General features: G+C 66.2%; 19 protein-coding genes. 9 read left to right on the top strand and 10 right to left on the bottom strand.

Features of this window, described 5'->3' with window-relative positions; translation table 11 throughout:
- The first annotated feature begins 99 nt into the window (after window positions 1-99).
- On the top strand, window positions 100-972 hold the full coding sequence (locus AC07VS_RS06810; RefSeq protein ID WP_494750548.1) for a DUF2189 domain-containing protein: 873 nt from the start codon (window positions 100-102) through the stop codon (window positions 970-972).
- Window positions 973-1,025: 53 nt separating this feature from the next.
- Complete coding sequence (locus AC07VS_RS06805; RefSeq protein WP_492346413.1) at window positions 1,026-1,214, top strand: hypothetical protein; 189 nt, start codon at window positions 1,026-1,028, stop codon at window positions 1,212-1,214.
- Between the two features lie 19 nt (window positions 1,215-1,233).
- On the opposite strand, the gene AC07VS_RS06800 is transcribed toward AC07VS_RS06805, so the two are convergent.
- The gene (locus AC07VS_RS06800; protein ID WP_494750547.1) at window positions 1,234-1,812 is read right to left on the bottom strand and encodes an arylesterase; all 579 of its coding nucleotides are present in this window, start codon (window positions 1,810-1,812) and stop codon (window positions 1,234-1,236) included.
- A gap of 123 nt (window positions 1,813-1,935) precedes the next feature.
- On the opposite strand from AC07VS_RS06800, the gene AC07VS_RS06795 reads away from it, so the two are divergent.
- The 3 genes from AC07VS_RS06795 to AC07VS_RS06785 are packed head-to-tail and all read left to right on the top strand — an operon-like array spanning window position 1,936 to window position 4,183.
- Window positions 1,936-2,628, top strand: coding sequence for an ABC transporter ATP-binding protein (locus AC07VS_RS06795; protein WP_494750546.1), 693 nt, complete (start codon window positions 1,936-1,938; stop codon window positions 2,626-2,628).
- Window positions 2,629-2,657: 29 nt separating this feature from the next.
- Window positions 2,658-3,392 (top strand): 23S rRNA (guanosine(2251)-2'-O)-methyltransferase RlmB, encoded by a 735-nt coding sequence (rlmB, locus tag AC07VS_RS06790; RefSeq protein WP_494657359.1) that lies wholly within the window; start codon window positions 2,658-2,660, stop codon window positions 3,390-3,392.
- On the top strand, window positions 3,392-4,183 hold the full coding sequence (locus AC07VS_RS06785) for an SIR2 family NAD-dependent protein deacylase (protein WP_494750545.1): 792 nt from the start codon (window positions 3,392-3,394) through the stop codon (window positions 4,181-4,183). The genes rlmB and AC07VS_RS06785 overlap by 1 nt, the downstream gene beginning before the upstream one ends.
- 40 nt (window positions 4,184-4,223) lie before the next feature.
- On the opposite strand, the gene AC07VS_RS06780 is transcribed toward AC07VS_RS06785, so the two are convergent.
- A complete protein-coding gene (locus AC07VS_RS06780; protein ID WP_494750544.1) occupies window positions 4,224-5,021 on the bottom strand; it encodes a substrate-binding domain-containing protein in 798 nt (265 codons plus the stop codon).
- Between the two features lie 18 nt (window positions 5,022-5,039).
- Complete coding sequence (locus tag AC07VS_RS06775) at window positions 5,040-6,038, bottom strand: Bug family tripartite tricarboxylate transporter substrate binding protein (protein WP_494750543.1); 999 nt, start codon at window positions 6,036-6,038, stop codon at window positions 5,040-5,042.
- A gap of 239 nt (window positions 6,039-6,277) precedes the next feature.
- Here AC07VS_RS06775 and AC07VS_RS06770 point away from each other — a divergent pair, with 239 nt between their 5' ends.
- Both AC07VS_RS06770 and AC07VS_RS06765 read left to right on the top strand, forming a co-directional pair.
- Window positions 6,278-6,442: a DUF4160 domain-containing protein gene (locus AC07VS_RS06770; RefSeq protein WP_494750542.1), complete on the top strand. Its 165-nt coding sequence runs from the start codon at window positions 6,278-6,280 to the stop codon at window positions 6,440-6,442.
- The gene (locus AC07VS_RS06765) at window positions 6,414-6,665 is read left to right on the top strand and encodes a DUF2442 domain-containing protein (RefSeq protein ID WP_494750541.1); all 252 of its coding nucleotides are present in this window, start codon (window positions 6,414-6,416) and stop codon (window positions 6,663-6,665) included. Before AC07VS_RS06770 ends, AC07VS_RS06765 begins: the two co-directional genes overlap by 29 nt.
- Before the next feature lie 59 nt (window positions 6,666-6,724).
- On the opposite strand, the gene AC07VS_RS06760 is transcribed toward AC07VS_RS06765, so the two are convergent.
- Window positions 6,725-7,741 carry a Bug family tripartite tricarboxylate transporter substrate binding protein gene (locus tag AC07VS_RS06760; protein WP_492346422.1) on the bottom strand — a complete coding sequence of 339 codons (1,017 nt, stop codon included), beginning with the start codon at window positions 7,739-7,741 and terminating at the stop codon, window positions 6,725-6,727.
- Between the two features lie 57 nt (window positions 7,742-7,798).
- On the bottom strand, window positions 7,799-8,266 hold the full coding sequence (locus AC07VS_RS06755) for a DUF3237 domain-containing protein (protein ID WP_492346423.1): 468 nt from the start codon (window positions 8,264-8,266) through the stop codon (window positions 7,799-7,801).
- 74 nt (window positions 8,267-8,340) lie between these two features.
- On the opposite strand from AC07VS_RS06755, the gene AC07VS_RS06750 reads away from it, so the two are divergent.
- The gene (locus AC07VS_RS06750) at window positions 8,341-9,117 is read left to right on the top strand and encodes a LuxR C-terminal-related transcriptional regulator (RefSeq protein ID WP_492346424.1); all 777 of its coding nucleotides are present in this window, start codon (window positions 8,341-8,343) and stop codon (window positions 9,115-9,117) included.
- 70 nt (window positions 9,118-9,187) lie between these two features.
- On the opposite strand, the gene AC07VS_RS06745 is transcribed toward AC07VS_RS06750, so the two are convergent.
- The 5 genes from AC07VS_RS06745 to AC07VS_RS06725 all read right to left on the bottom strand — a co-directional run bounded on the left by AC07VS_RS06745 (window position 9,188) and on the right by AC07VS_RS06725 (window position 14,252).
- A complete protein-coding gene (locus AC07VS_RS06745) occupies window positions 9,188-9,784 on the bottom strand; it encodes a chromate transporter (RefSeq protein ID WP_494750540.1) in 597 nt (198 codons plus the stop codon).
- On the bottom strand, window positions 9,781-10,377 hold the full coding sequence (locus AC07VS_RS06740) for a chromate transporter (protein WP_494657364.1): 597 nt from the start codon (window positions 10,375-10,377) through the stop codon (window positions 9,781-9,783). Before AC07VS_RS06740 ends, AC07VS_RS06745 begins: the two co-directional genes overlap by 4 nt.
- A 65-nt stretch (window positions 10,378-10,442) precedes the next feature.
- On the bottom strand, window positions 10,443-12,584 hold the full coding sequence (locus AC07VS_RS06735; RefSeq protein WP_494750539.1) for a 3-hydroxyacyl-CoA dehydrogenase NAD-binding domain-containing protein: 2,142 nt from the start codon (window positions 12,582-12,584) through the stop codon (window positions 10,443-10,445).
- A gap of 55 nt (window positions 12,585-12,639) precedes the next feature.
- Window positions 12,640-13,845, bottom strand: coding sequence for an acetyl-CoA C-acetyltransferase (locus AC07VS_RS06730; protein ID WP_492346428.1), 1,206 nt, complete (start codon window positions 13,843-13,845; stop codon window positions 12,640-12,642).
- A gap of 173 nt (window positions 13,846-14,018) precedes the next feature.
- Window positions 14,019-14,252, bottom strand: coding sequence for a hypothetical protein (locus AC07VS_RS06725; protein WP_492346429.1), 234 nt, complete (start codon window positions 14,250-14,252; stop codon window positions 14,019-14,021).
- Between the two features lie 175 nt (window positions 14,253-14,427).
- Between AC07VS_RS06725 and AC07VS_RS06720 the strand changes: the two genes are divergently transcribed.
- The gene (locus AC07VS_RS06720; protein ID WP_494657368.1) at window positions 14,428-15,591 is read left to right on the top strand and encodes an acyl-CoA dehydrogenase family protein; all 1,164 of its coding nucleotides are present in this window, start codon (window positions 14,428-14,430) and stop codon (window positions 15,589-15,591) included.
- Window positions 15,592-15,672: the final 81 nt, after the last annotated feature.

The raw sequence follows: 15,672 nt of genomic DNA, 5'->3' as shown, positions 1-15,672 counted from the left end.
CGGCCGGGTTGGTAGTTTCCTGAGTACCGCGGCAGGCCCTGCCGGGCTAGCCTGCGCATTGGCCCGGGCATCCCGGGCCATCGAAAGGAAACCTCCGCCATGGCCGCACCCCTGCCGCACCCTGACCTTCAAGGGCCCGCCGCCACCCCTGCACCGGTGGACGGCCCGGATCACCACCCCGACAGCGCAGAAGCCGACCGCCTGATCCTGGCCGCGCTGCGATGGACCGATCCCCTGCGCTGGTTGCAGCGTGGCGCGCTCGATGTGGCCGCCGCGCCGGGCATTGCTTTGTTTTATGGGCTTTGTTTCTGGGGCATGGCCTTGTTGCTGGGCTGGGTGTTCCGCAGCAGCCCCGAATACACCATGTCGATCGCCTCGGGCTGCCTGCTCGTGGGACCCTTCATGGCCATGGGCCTATACGACGTGAGCCGCCGCCGCGAAAGCGGTCAGCGGCCTGAGTTGGGCCTGTCCATCACCTGCTGGGACCGACATCTGGGCAGCATGGCCATGCTGGTGTTGGTCATGATCGTGCTCGAGTTGCTGTGGGGGCGCGCCTCGCTGGTGGTGTTCGCGGTGTTCTTCAATACCGGAATGCCGTCCACCACCGGGGTCATCGACGCGATCTTCAACCCTGACAACTGGGAGTTCGTGGCCGTCTACGCGGTTGTCGGTGGCGTGTTCGCCAGCCTGGTCTATTCGATGGCGGTGGTGTCCATCCCCATGATCCTCGACCGCGACACCGACGCCATCACGGCGGCCATCACCAGCCTGCGGGTGGTGTTCACCCACACCGGTGTCATGCTGTTATGGGGGGCGCTGATCACCGCGCTGGTGGTGGCTGCTCTGTGGCCCTGGGGGGGCGGTATCGTCCTGGTGGGGCCCTGGCTGGGGCATGCCAGCTGGCATGCCTACCGCGGTGCGGTGCACTGGCCGGCCGAGTCGGCCAGCGGCACTGCGCCCACTGCGGGTTGAGTGGCGTCCGGCGGGTGTTACAGTGGACTTCAACTCGATAAGGAGAACCCGACTTGGCAACACCGAATTACGGCTACGAAAAGCGTCAAAAAGAACTGGCGAAAAAGCGCAAGAAAGAAGAAAAACTCAAGGCCAAAGCGGATCGCAAGGCCCTGGGGCTGCCGCCAGAGGCCGACGAGCCTGACGACGCTGACGAAGCCAGTGCCGAGGCCCCTGCGCCGGGCGCAGCGCCCCAGGCTTGAGCCGGTCAGGCTGCAGTCCTTACTTCAGCAGTCGGCGCAGTTCGGGCCACACATTGGTCAGCATGCGGGGGTGCGCCTCCTCGCGGGGGTGGATGCGATCGGCCTGGAACAGGCGTTCAGCATCTGGCCCATCGGCGATGCCCTTCAGCAGAAACGGCACCAGGGCGGCCTTCTCGGCCGCGGCCACCCGGGCAAAGGTGCGCGAAAAATCCTCGGTGTAGGCGGCCCCATAGTTTGGGGGCACCTGCATGCCCACCAGCAAGACCCGGGCGCCGGCTTTCTGGCACGCGCGCACCATCTGGGTCAGATTGTCCTCGGTCATCTTGATGGGCAGGCCCCGCAAGGCGTCGTTGCCCCCCAGTTCGATCACGACCACTTGCGGCTTGTGCTGGGCCAGCAATGCCCCCAGTCGAGCTCGACCGCCCGAGGTGGTGTCGCCACTGATGCTGGCGTTGATCACCTGGAAGCGCTGCTTTTCAGCCTGGGCTTTCTCGGCCAGCAAGGCCACCCATCCACTGCCGCGGCGCAATCCGTACTCGGCACTCAGCGAGTCGCCAAGCACCAGCACCGTCGGTACCGTGGCGGCTTGGGCCTTCATCAGGGCGCCACATGACCCCGCCAACATCAGACTGGCGCCGCTCAGGATAAAGTGGCGCCGAGCACCCCCCCTGGCTGGCATTGCCAGTTGCATCTTCATTGCATTCAACACGCCCCACCTTTCATGTCTGAAGCCCTCTCGCCAGCGATCGTCTCGGTCGAACACATCTTCAAGTCGGTCACCGATTCCACGGGCACGCTGGACATTCTGCGTGACATCGATTTCCGACTGGCGGCCCGGGAGACTGCCGCCATTGTGGGGGCCTCAGGCTCGGGCAAAAGCACCTTGCTGTCGATCATGGCGGGCCTGGACACCCCCTCGCAGGGCACGGTGCGCCTGGACGGTCACGATCTGTTCGCGCTGGATGAGGACGCCCGGGCCGCGTTGCGGGCCCGGCGGGTGGGTTTTGTGTTCCAGAGCTTTCAGCTCATGGGCAACCTCACGGCGCTGGAAAACGTGATGCTGCCCCTGGAGCTGGCCGGCCGGCGCGATGCCCGATCCGCGGCGGCCGAAATGCTGCGCCATGTGGGCCTGGGCCAGCGCCTCGGGCATTACCCCCGCGTCATGTCGGGCGGCGAGCAGCAGCGCGTGGCGTTGGCACGCGCCTTCGTGGTCGAGCCTGCGGTCCTGCTGGCCGATGAGCCCACCGGCAGCCTGGACTTTGCCACGGGCGACACCGTCATGAAGCTGATGTTCGAACTCAACCGCGAGTTCGGGACCACCCTGGTGTTGGTCACCCATGACCAGGCGATTGCAGCGCGCTGTGAGCGCCGCATCACGATCGAAGCCGGTCGGATTCAGCCCACTGGCGTTTGAACGGCGCACTGCGGGGATAATCGGGCCCCATGTCATCCCCCAAAGTGCTGTTCGGCTTTCACGCCGTGGGCGTGCGGCTCAAGACCGCGCCCCAGACCATCATCGAAATCTACTTCGAGCCCACGCGCCGTGATGCGCGCATGCGCCAGTTCCTGGAGCGCGTGCGCGAAGCCGGTGTGCGCCTGATCGAGGCCGACGGGCTGCGCCTGGCCAAACTGGCCGGCAGCCACGGCCACCAGGGCGTGGCCGCCCGGGTCGAGGCCGTGGCCCAGGTCAAGTCGCTGGACGACCTGCTCGACCAGATCAAGGAACCTCCCTTGCTGCTGGTGCTTGATGGCATCACCGATCCGCACAACCTGGGGGCCTGCCTGCGGGTGGCCGACGGGGCCGGTGCGCATGCCGTGATTGCGCCCAAGGACCACGCCGCCGGCATCAACGCCACCGTGGCCAAGGTGGCCAGTGGCGCGGCCGAGACCGTGCCGTACTTCATGGTGACCAACCTGGCGCGCACGCTGGGTGAGCTCAAGGAGCGCAGCATCTGGTGCATCGGCACCAGTGGTGACGCGCCCAAGACCCTCTACCAGGTGGATCTGAAGGGCCCGACCGCCCTGGTGCTGGGCGCCGAGGGGGATGGCATGCGTCAACTCACCCGCAAGACCTGCGATGAGCTGGTCAACATCCCCATGCACGGCGCGGTGGAAAGCCTCAATGTGTCGGTGGCCAGCGGCGTGTGCCTGTACGAGGCGCTGCGCCAACGCCTGTGATGGCGTCCGATCCGGCCGCGGCCCTGGCAAGGGGGCTGGCTCAGGTGCGCGGCTGGCTGGCCGACGCGCCGAGGGTGGCGGTGCTCACGGGGGCTGGGGTCAGCGCGGAGTCGGGTGTTCCGACCTTCCGTGATGCTCAACAAGGCCTGTGGGCGCAGTTCGATCCGCAGCAACTGGCGACGGAAATCGGCTTTCGCGCCGACCCGGCCACGGTCTGGGACTGGTACCGCTTTCGCCGCGAGGCCATTGCCAAGGTGGCGCCCAATGCCGGGCACCGAGCCCTCGCGGCCTTTGCCCTCACCCATCCAGGCCGCCTGACCCTGATCACGCAAAACGTCGATGGCCTGCATCAACGTGCCGGCAGCCCCGATGTGCTGTCCTTGCATGGGCAGATTTTTGAAGATCACTGGCTGGGCGGCCCCAGCCCAGCCTGCTCGCAGGCTCACCCCATGGGGGTGCCTTGTGAGCCGTCAGCGCTGGCGCCCGGTCACCCGCCCCATTGCACGGTCTGTGGGCGCCTGGTTCGGCCCGGTGTGGTCTGGTTTGGCGAGTCGCTGCCTGAGGCCCCGTTGCGTGCGGCCGAGCAGGCTGCCACGGCGTGTGATGTGATGCTGGTGGCAGGCACGGCCGGTGCGGTCTACCCGGCGGCCGGCTTGGTGTTCACGGCCCGTGAGGCCGGAGCCCGGGTGGTGGTGCTCAACCCGCAGCCCACCGAACTCGATGCCCTGGCTGATGTGCTGCTGCGCTGCACCGCGGCTCAGGGCCTGCCCGCCTTGCTGGACGGGCTCTGAGCCAGGGCGATTGGCAGGGCGATTGGCAGGGCGATTGTGCTCAGGGCTTGGCCGGAATCGGATCCAGGCCGGTCTGACGGATCGCCGGTGCCGCCTCGGCAGAGGACAGGTAGCGCAGCAGCGCCTTGGCTGCTTCGGGCTCGCGTGCTTCGGTGGTGATGCCGGCGGCGAAGATCGTCACTTCCTGCACCTCATCGGGCAGGGTGCCGACAAAGTCCAAGCCCTCGATGGGCAGCAGTTCACTGACCTGCTGGAAGCCGAGTTCAGCATCGCCCCGTGCCACCACACTGCCCACGCGTTCACTCACGATGCGCCGGGCCTTGTCCTTGATCTGATCAGCCACCCCCAATTGCTTGAACAGCACTGTGGACAGGTAGGTGCCGCTGGCACTGGCCGAATAGGCGATGGAGTGGGCTTGCAGCAAGGTGTTTTTCAAGGCTTCCACGCTGCTGATGTCGGGTTTGGGCGTGCCCTTGCGCACCGACAGTCCGATCAGCGAGCGACCGAGGTCCACCCGGCTGCCAGGCCGCACCTGGCCGGCGGCCACCAGGGCTTCCAGGGCCGGGACTGACAGGATCACCACGTCGGCCGGCTCGTGGCGGGCCAGCCGGCTGGGGATGGAGTCGGGCGCGCCGCCCAGCGAGGCGCCATAGCCCGAGACCACTTGATCGCCCGAGGCCTTTTCGTAGCCCGGCACCAGTTGCTTGTAGGCGGCGGTGAAGCCACCCGAGCTCAGCACATGCAGTTCGGCCGCCAGCGCCTGGCCGCACAGGGCGGCGCCCAGGCTCAGGGCGGTGATCCAGTGGCCGGCTTGTCTCCAGAGTTTCTTGTGATTCATGGCTGTGACCGTCCGGGCTCAGTCTTCACGCATGTTCGAGGCCTTGGCAATCGGTGCCAGGCGGGCCTTTTCCGCGTTGATGAACTTCACGAAATCGGCGCGGGTGCCACCGGCAGGGTCAATGCCCTGGGGGATCAGTCGGGCCCGCAGCTCAGGCGATTTGACCGCCGCGTCGATGGCCCGGTTCATGCGGTCCAGGATGTCCTCCGGTGTGCCTTTGGGGGCGAAAACACCCGACCAATGCCCGATGAAGATGTTCGGGAAGCCTTGCTCCTCAGCGGTGGGGATGTCGGGCATGGCGGCGATGCGGCGGTTCCAGGTCGAGGCCACGGCCTTCAGCTTGCCCCCCTTGATCTGTGGCAGCACGACTACGCTGGCTTCGGAGGTGGCATCCACCTGCTTGCCCACCACGGCGACCACGCCTTCAGAGCCGCTCTTGTAGGGCACCACCTGCAGTTTGGCACCGCTCTTTTTGAGCATCTCCGCCACAAAATGGGGGGTGCTGCCAGTGCCGGCAGTCGAGAAGTTCAGGCCCGGGCCTGTCTTGGAGGCCGCCAGCAGGCCCTTCAGGTCCTTGATCGGCGAGTCCGCCGGCACCACGATCACCGAGGGGCTGACGGCCATCATGGCTACCGGCACCAGATCGTCTTCCTTGTAGGGCATCTTGGCCTTGATCATCGCGTTGGTCACCACACCGGCCGCAGGGGCCAGGAAGGTGTAGCCGTCCGGGGCCGACTTGGCCACGATCTCGGCGCCCAGCACCGAGCCTGCGCCCGGCTTGTTGTCGATGATGATGGCCTGGCCCAGCTGGCGTGCCGTGGCTTCGGCCACGGCTCGGGCCACCAGGTCGTTGGCACCGCCCGGCCCGAAGGGCACCACAAAACGAATGGGTTTGCTGGGCCAGGTGTCGGCCTGGGCGCTCAGGCTGCCCAGGGCCAGGGCGGTGGCACCCAGCCAGCCGGCGATGCGGCGGCGAGAGATCGGGTGAGGCGTGGCAACGGAATCGGTCAACAACATAGGTCTCCTTGTGGGCCCCCTGGCCACCGTGGCGCGGGGCGGGCTGGTTTGGCATGGCCGGCGATTGTCAGCCCAGTTGCAAGTTTCGTAAATTGCAATACTTGCAGGTATTGGTGCATGAAACGAATCAATGTAGGGCTGGGCATCCGTGCTTGCGACTGATCACTGTACCTCTCGCCACTCATCCTGGGGCGCTCGCATCGAGCGACTCGATCGCGAAGTGATCAGGACCCATGTTCATGTGCAACATCACCGGCGGTGAGGCCAAGTTCTGGATCACGCCAGCGGTGCATTTGGCGGAAAATAGAGGCCTATCTTCCACCCAGTTGAATCTGGCCAAATCGATGATTGAGGTCAATTTGCAGGAGATCCACCATGCATGGCGCCATCACTTCGGGGTGTGAAGTCACCCATGTCTCGACACAAAGCCTTTCGTTGCGCGTCGGTGAGGAGCATCTGACACTCAGCTTCAGCGATTTCCCTTGGTTTCAGCGGGCCACGGCCATCCAGTTGGTCGACGTCCAATGGCCTTCCTCGGATCACCTCTATTGGCCCCAGTTGGACATCGACCTGTCCTTGGAATCCATTCGCGAGCCCGAGCGCTTTCCACTGGTGTCGCGGGCCTGATGAGGCTGGTCTGACAAGGCTGCTCTGATCGGTTGGGGCCCGCGGTGGGCCCCTGGCCCTCAATCCGCCTTGAACCCCGTGGCCGCCACGGCCTTGCCCCAGGTCACGGTGTCGGCCGCGATGATGCGGCCAAACTCTTCGCGCGACGTGCCGGTGACGGCAAAGCCGGCGTCTTCCATCTTCTGCCGGCCTTCGGGCGAACGCACGGCCTTCACGATGTCGGCGTTCAGCTTGGCCAGGATGTCGGGCGGCGTGCGCGCGGGCGCCACCACGCCGAACCAGGAGTTGAATTCCAGTCCCGCGTAGCCCTGTTCTTTCAGGGTGGGCACATCGGGCAGGCTGGCGCTGCGGGTGGCGCCGCTGCTGCCCAGGGCCAGCAGCTTGCCGGCCTTCACATTCGGCACCGCCAGGCCCACGCTGGCAAACACGGCCTGCACGTCGCCGCTGAACAGGCCGCCCAGGGCATCGCCTGTGCTCTTGTAGTGCACGGCTTCGGGCTTGATGCCGATGGCGTCACCGAACATGTAGGCCCCGAAGTGGCCCGGGGTGCCCGCGCCGAAAGTGGCCATGAACAGGCCCTTTTGGCTGCGCGTCCAGTCGACGAACTCCTTGGTGCTGCGGGCCGGCACCTTCTGCGGGTTGACCAGCAGCACGAAGTTCGAGGTCACCACCTGGCTGACGGCAGCAAAGTCTTTGGCGGGGTCGTAGGGCAGGCGGTTATAGCTGCTGGGGGCAATGCTCAACTGGCCGGTCTCGCCCAGCATCAGGGTGTAGCCGTCGGCTGGGGCGCGGGCCGCTTCGCTGGCGGCGATCAGGCCGCCGGCGCCGGGCTTGTTGTCCACCACGACGGCGGTGTTGCCCCAGGCCTCCGACATCTTCTGCGCCAGCAGTCGTGCCACGATGTCTGGCCCGGTGCCGGCCGGAAAGCCCACGATCAGGCGCACCGGGCGGTTGGGGTAGCTGGCCGCCGGGCTTTGGGCCCAGGCCATCGAGGTGGCCAGGGTGCCCAGGGTGGCGGCCGTCAGGGCGGTGCCCAGCCAGCGGCAGGCGAGGCGGCGGGGGTTCTTGTTGTGCATGGTGTCTCCTTCAGGGCCGATCGATGTTGTGTGTTGTGTGTCGCGAAAGCGGGTGGGTCAAAGCAGTTCGTGGAAGCGCATCAGCACGGCGCTGGGCTCGCGCACCCCGCTGCCGATGAACAGGCGCTCGGTGATCCAGCGCAGCGTGGGAGCGCTGGTTTCGAAGCGGGGCGCACAGCGGAAATACACCTGTGCCGGGTCCACCGGCTCGCCGCGCACCAGGCGGGCCATGGTTTCTGGCTCGGCGCGGCGCAGGGCATGGTTGTGCACGTAGATCAGCTCGCCGGCTTCGGTTTCCAGCACGTAGCGGGCGTCGAGCTCGGCCAGGGTGTCGCTGAGCAGCAGCTGGAAGTCGGCACCACCCGGCAGCACCCGGGCTTTCCAGCCCACCCCCTGGACCTGACCGCCCAGGATGGGCACCACGCGCCGGTGGCCGTGCGGGCCTGGCCCCACATCCTGGGGGATGCCGACCTGCACCTGCAGGTCGGCGAAGGGGCGAAAACTGGGCGATACGAACAGGGACATGGGCACTCCGTTTGGGCGTGCCTTAGCGTAAATCCGGTGGCGCTGACCGCCTGTCATCCCAGAAGATGACAGCCATGAGGAAATGGACCCCTGGCAAAAGCAACTCACCGGCCCTGGCCGGGGGCGTGATGGCCCAGGCCATCTGCCGTCTGGGTGAAGAGGGCTTTGCCGCTGATTTGCTGCCTGCGTTGAGCCCCTTGCTGCCGGCGGCCTCGTGGTCGGTGTACCGCACCGGGCTGGCGTGTCAGCCCGCCCTGTTCATGTCCGCCAGCCATGGTGTGCCTGACACCACCCAGGCTTGCTGGCATGCCTATCTGGCTGGCCCCTACGCGCGTGATCGCAGCCTGCACAGCGAGTCGGCGGGCCCTTCGGTGCCGCTGCAGCTGTGCCACATCACTGCGCGCGAGGTCCCCCAGGACCACCGCGCCTGCGTGTACGAGGCCCATGGCGTGGCCGAGCGGGTGTCCATTGTCGAGGCCGAGGGGCCGGAGTGCATCTTTGCCGTGAACTTCTACCGCCACCAGCACCAGCGGCCCTTCAGCGACGCCCAACTGGGCGACTTCGAGGCCTGGTCACCGGCGCTGCTGGCCCTGGTGCGCAAGCATCTGCAGGTGAGTCCGCCGGCCCAGGGGTCGACGCAAGCAGCCTGGCGTGAGCGCCTGCAGGCCTTGCAGCAAGGCCTGACGGAGCGTGAGCTCGATGTCTGCGAGCGATTGCTGCGCGGCTACACCCAGGACGGCGTGGCCGCCGATCTGGGTTTGAGCCTGGCCACGGTCAAGACCTATCGCAACCGGGCCTTTGCGCGGCTCGGCATCCACTTCCGCAACGAATTGTTCGCCCGGCTGATGTGAGTGTCAGGCAGGGGCTTGTAGACGGCTTTGACGATTTCCCATCGACCCATGCGAGATCGTCAACGCGTTCTCAGACCCAGCCCAGGGCCCCCAGCAAGGCCCCGGCCGCCAGCAGCCACAGCAGGTGGATGCGGGTGCGCCAGACCAGCAAGGCGGCCACAGCGCTCAGGGCCCACAGGGCGCCATCCTGGCGCGGGTCGCCGCTGACACTGCCCAGTGTCCAGGCCGTGGCCAGCAGCAAGCCGATCACCAAGGGGGCCATGCCTTGCTTGAAGGCCCGGATGGCCCGGTGCTGTTGGTAGCGGGCGGCCCAGCGGGTGGCCACCCAGGTCAGCACGGTGCTGGGCACCAGCATGCCCAGCATGGTGCAGGCCATGCCCAGCACGCCCAACGTGGCGGCATGGGCGCTGAGGCCGCTGCCACCGGCGGCGTTCAAGCCCACGTTCCAGCCCATCAGGCCGACAAATAGCACGTTGGGCCCCGGGGCCGCTTGCGCAATCGCGATCGAGGCATTGAACTGGGCCTCGGTCAGCCAATGCTGTTCCAGCACCAGGTAGCGGTGCATGTCGGGCACCAGGCTGATCGCACCACCCACAGCCAGCAGCGACAGTGAGGCGTAATGCAGCAGCAACTGCAGCCATTGGAGGGCTTCGAAGTGCAGGCTCATGGGGCGATCTTTCGCCAGGTCAGGCCGCAGGCCAGCAGGCCCAGGCCGGGCACCACCCAGCCCAGGGGCAGGTGCAGCCAGCCCACCAGCACGAAACAGGCCGCGGCCAGCAAGGCGCACACGGCCCGGCCCAGCGGGTGCTTCTTGAGAGGGGCCGCCAGCTTGAAGGCCGTGGCCGCGATCAACCCGGCGGCCACCGCGGCCATCCCGCGCAAGGCACCTGCCACCTGTGGATGTTGGGCGTACTGCACGTAAAGCGTAGCCAGGGCCAGCACGATCAGGGTGGGGAATGCCAGCATGCCCGACAGGGCGGCCATGGCACCGCGCCAGCCAAAGTAGCGATCGCCCAGCATCACCGAAAGGTTGACCACATTGGGGCCGGGCATGATCTGCGCCACGGCCCATTCCTCGACGAACTCTTCGTTCGTCATCCACTTCTTTTTTTCGACCAGCTCGCGCTGCACCACCGCCAGCACCCCCCCAAAGCCCTGCAGGGCCAGGATGCTGAACGAAAAGAACAGATCGCTGGGGGAACGGGGGCGCGGCCGGGTTTCGGCGGCCGCATCTGCAGAGGGGGCGGGGGGCATGGGCATCCCGGGATTATCGCCAGCTTGACCCAAGGCAAGGCATTGCCATCGCAATGCCCGACCCCGCCGCTTCAATACACCGGGTGGTGCTTCTCGATGGCTGTGCGGGTTGCAGCATCGATCGCGAAGCCCGCTCCATGGCGACGGGCCAGTTCGTCCGCGCGCTGCAGGAAGGCCGCCACCCCCATGCCGTAGATGAACTGCAGTGCGCCCCCGGTCCAGCCCGGAAAACCGATGCCGAAGATGGATCCGATGTTGGCGTCGTGCACGCTGGTCAACACCCCTTCGGCCAGGCAGCGTGCCGTCTCGATGGCTTGTCGGTACAGCAGGCGGTCTTTGACCTCCTGCAAGTCCCAGGCGTGGCCGGGCTTTTCAAACAGGGGGCGCAGCTCGGGCCAGAGGCGCTTTTTCTGGCTGGCCGGATAGTCGTAGAAACCGCCGCCGCCGGCCCGGCCCGGGCGGTTCAGCTCTTTGACCATGCGCTCGACCAGCAGTTCACCCGCCCCTGGGTGGTAAGTTTGCCCGGCGGCGGCCAGGTCGGCACGCGTCTGGTCGAGCACGTGCACGCTGAGCGTCAGGGCGGTTTCATCGAGCACCGCCAACGGGCCCACCGGCATGCCTGCCTGCACGGCAGCGTTTTCGATCACCGGGGCCGGAATGCCTTCGCCCAGCATCGCAGCGCCCTCCATCACATAGGTACCGAAGGTTCGGCTGGTGTAGAAGCCGCGCGAATCGTTGACCACGATGGGCAGTTTGCCCAGCGCCTGCACGTAGTCAAAGGCGCGGGCCACGGTGTCGTCGCTGGTCTGGTGGCCCCGGATGATCTCGACCAGCTTCATCTTGTCGACCGGGCTGAAGAAGTGGATGCCCACAAAGCGCTCGGCATGGGCGCTGGCCTGGGCCAGGCCGCTGATGGGCAGGGTAGACGTGTTGCTGGCAAAAAAGCCACCGGCGGCCAGTTGGGGCTCGGCTTCGCGGGTGACGCGGGCCTTGAGTTCGCGGTTCTCGAACACCGCCTCGATGATCAGGTCGCAGCCCTGCAGGTCGGCCGCCTGATCGGTGGTGTGGATGCGCGCCAGCAGGGCCTGCTGATCGGCCGGGCTCAGTCGGCCCTTGTCGACCCGGGGCTGGGTGATGCGCTGGCTGTAGGCCTTGCCCGCCTCGGCCTGCTCGACACTGACGTCTTTGAGCACGGTGGCAATGCCCCGGCTGGCCTGCGCGTAGGCGATGCCCGCGCCCATCATGCCGGCGCCCAGGATGCCTACCTTGTGCGGCTTGAAGCGCGCCGCGCTGCCTGGACGCGACTGGCCGCTCTTGATCGCGTTCATGTTGTGGAAGAACGTGTTGATCATGTTCTTGGCCACGGGGCTGGTGATCAAGCGCGCCAGATAACGGCTTTCGATGCGCAAGGCGGTGTCGAAGTCGACCTGGGCCCCTTCGACCATGGCAGCCAGGGCGGCTTCAGGCGCCGGGTACAGGCCGCGGGTGGTTTTTTTGAGCATGGCCGGGGCCACGGTCAGCGCGCTGGCGATCTTGGGGTTGGCGGGGGTGCCGCCAGGCATCTTGTAGTTCTTGTCATCCCAGGGCTGGCGTGACTCGGGGTGAGCGGCAATCCAGGCCAGGGCAGCGGGCCGCAGGTGTTCTGCGTCGCCGACCAGTTCGTGCACCAGGCCCAGCTCCAGGGCCTCACGGGGGTTGAACAGGCGGGCTTCAAGGATGTAGGGCTGGGCACCCATGAGGCCCAGCAGGCGGGTCATCTTGGTGATGCCGCTGGCGCCGGGGATCAGGCCCAGGGTGACTTCGGGCAGACCGAACTGAATCTTGGGGTTGTCCACGGCCACGCGGTGGTGGCCGATCAGGGCCACTTCCCATCCACCGCCCAAGGCGGTGCCATTGAGGCAACTGACCACCGGAATGCCCAGGGTCTCGAGGGTGCGAAAGTTCTTTTTGGTCTGTTCGATGTCGGCAAAGACGCGACTGGCATCGTCGGGCTGCAGGCGCATCGTGGCCTTCAGGTCGGCGCCGGCAAAGAAGGTGGTCTTGGCTGAGGCCAGCACCAGGCCCTTGAGCTGGGCCCGGTCGGCCAGCACGCGCTGGGTGACCGTGCTGAGGTCTTGTTGCCAGGCCTGGCACATGGTGTTGACGGCCGAGCCGGTCTCGTCAAAGGTGAGGGTGGCGATGCCGTCGGCAAGTTCGTAGCGGATGGTTTTCAAGGCCGTGTCTCCGTCGGGGTGTTCGGGTTGGGGATGGAGCGAGCGGGGCTGTGACTCACAGCCGCTCGACGATGGTGGCAATGCCCATGCCGCCCCCCACGCACAGCGTGGCCAGGCCGTAGCGCAGTTGGCGCCGGTGCAGCTCGTCGATCAGGGTGCCCAGAATCATGGCGCCCGTGGCCCCCAGCGGGTGGCCCAAGGCGATGGCGCCGCCGTTCACATTGACCTTCTCGTGGGGCACGCCCAGCTCTTTCATGAAGCGCATGGGCACGGCTGCGAAGGCCTCGTTCACCTCGAACAGGTCGATCTGCCCGATGTTCAGACCCGCGCGGGCCAGCGCCTTGAGGGTGGCCGGCACGGGCCCGGTCAACATGATGGTGGGGTCGGCGCCGCTGAGGGCTGTGGCCACGATGCGGGCGCGCGGTGCCAGACCGTGCTGACGGGCTGCCTGCTCGGAGCCGATCAGCACCGCCGCGGCCCCGTCGACAATGCCCGAAGCATTGCCGGCATGGTGCACATGGTTGATTCGTTCGACCTGGGGGTAGCGTTGCAGCGCCACGGCGTCAAAGCCCAGGGCGCCCAGTTGCTCGAACGAGGGCTTCAGCGCGGCCAGGCCCTCAAGCGTGGTCTGGGGCTTGATGAACTCGTCTTCTTCCAGGATCACCTGATCGAGAAAGTCGCGCACGGGCACCACCGAGCGCGAGAAGTAGCCGGCGGCCCGTGCCGCGGTGGCGCGGCGCTGCGATTCAAGGGCAAAGGCGTCGACATCGGCGCGGCTGAAGCCGTCGAGCGTGGCGATCAGGTCGGCCCCGATGCCCTGGGGCACAAACAGGGTGGCCGAGTTGGTTTCGGGGTCCTGGGCCCAGGCGCCGCCGTCCGAACCAATGGGTACCCGGCTCATGCTTTCCACGCCGCCGGCCACCACCAGGTCCTCCCAGCCCGAGCGCACCTTCTGGGCCGCCAGGTTGACGGCCTCCAGGCCCGAGGCACAAAAGCGGTTCACCTGAACCCCGGCACACCGGAAATCCCAGCCCGCCTTGAGTGCGGCCACCTTGGGCAGCACCGAGCCCTGCTCGCCGATCGGTGACACGATGCCCATCACCACGTCGTCGACCAGGGCGGTGTCAAAACCATTGCGCGACTGCAGGTCGTTGAGCAGGCCGGCCAGCAGGTTCACGGGTTTGACTTCGTGCAGGCTGCCGTCTTTCTTGCCTTTGCCCCGCGGCGTGCGGATGGCGTCGAACACATAGGCTTCGGTCATGGCTTGTCTCCAGAGGCTGGGCTGCCGGCAGGCGAAAGCCGGCCGCAGCAAATGGGGTGATTGGACCCTGCAGTATATTTTTTACAAAGCAATTGCTCTGTAAAAATGGAGACAAAGCCAAAAAGCCCGGATCGGGCGGCAAGGATGGCGGCGCAGGGGTGCCCTGCCGCCGTTCAGGCAAACACGTCGAGCTGGCTGCCCAACAGGCCCGTGGCGCTGCCCACCGTCAGCAGGCCTGCCGCAGCGGCGGTGGGCATGTTGTAGAGCATGGCCACTGTGGCGGCCCCCTTCACCAATGCCGGCACATCGACACTGTTGGGCACCCCCAGGGCATGCGCAATCTGGGAGATCGGTTTCTCCAAGACGTTGACGGCAACGTTCAATGCGACGCTGTTGGTGACGTTCAAGCAGGGCTCCTGGCAGGGTTGTGAGGCGGCTTACCGGGTTTTCGGCAGCCGCGCAGGTAACTGAAGCGTGAACCTTGTAAAGCCGGCGCATGGATTCCGGCAGCGCTTCACGGCATAATTTTGCAAAGCATTTGCTTTTCATAAATGGGCGACCTGCCCACCAGGAGACACCACCATGATTGCGCGTACCTTGTTCAGCCCCGATCACGAAACCTTCCGTGACAGCTTTCGCCGCTTCTGCAAACAGGAGATCGAGCCCTTTCACGCTGACTGGGAGGAACAAGGCTATGTGGACCGGGAGGTCTGGCGCAAGGCCGGCGAGAACGGCTTTCTCTGCATGACCTTGCCTGAGGAATACGGCGGGGCCGGGGCTGACCGCTTGTACTCGGTGGCGCAGATGGAAGAGCTGTCGGGCGGCGGCTTCAGCGGCATCGGCTTCGGCCTGCACAACGAGATCGTGGCCCCCTACATCCTGCATTACGGCACCGAAGCCCAGAAGCAGCACTACCTGCCGCGCATGGCCACCGGCGAGCTGGTAGGGGCCATCGCCATGAGTGAGCCCGGTGCCGGCAGCGACCTGCAAGGCGTGAAGACCACGGCCTTGTTGCAGCCCGATGGCAGCTACCTGCTCAATGGCAGCAAGACCTTCATCACCAACGGCTGGCATGCCGATCTGGTGATCGTGGTGGCCAAGACCGACCCGGCTGCCGGTGCCAAGGGCACCAGCCTGTTGCTGGTCGAGCGTGGCATGCCAGGCTTTGAGAAGGGCAAGCGCCTGAAAAAGCTGGGCATGAAGGCACAGGACACCTCCGAGCTCTTCTTTGACAACGTGCGTGTGCCCGCCGACAACGTGCTGGGCGGTGCCGATCAGCTCAACCGTGGCTTCATCTGCCTCATGGAGCAACTGCCCTGGGAGCGCCTGCAGATCGCCATCGGTGCTGTGGCCGCAGGCCAGGCCGCCATCGACTGGACCCTGGCCTATGTGAAAGAGCGCAAGGTCTTCGGTCAGCCCGTGGCCAGCTACCAGAACACCCGCTACACCCTGGCCGAACTGCAGACCGAGGTGCAGGTGGCCCGAGTCTTTGTCGACAAGTGCATCGAACTGCTGCAGGCGGGCCAGCTCGACACCGCCACCGCCAGCATGGCCAAGTACTGGTGCTCGGATCTGCAATGCAAGGTGATGGACGAATGTGTGCAGCTGCACGGCGGCTATGGCTACATGTGGGAATACCCCATCACCCGCGCCTACGCCGACGCCCGCGTGCAGCGCATCTACGGCGGCACCAACGAGATCATGAAAGAGGTGATCACCCGGGCGATGGGGATTGGTGGGCGCTGAGCAGCGGGTCGATTCCATGCGTTCTTGACACCCGAATTTCCATTTGAAACGTCGTGAGGGCTGGGCGATCGCATGCTGAGG

The organism is Curvibacter sp. GW821-FHT01G03 (assembly GCF_059422285.1).
The sequence above is the reverse complement of the archived record's forward strand: the minus strand, read 5'-3'. Positions and strand labels throughout refer to the sequence as shown.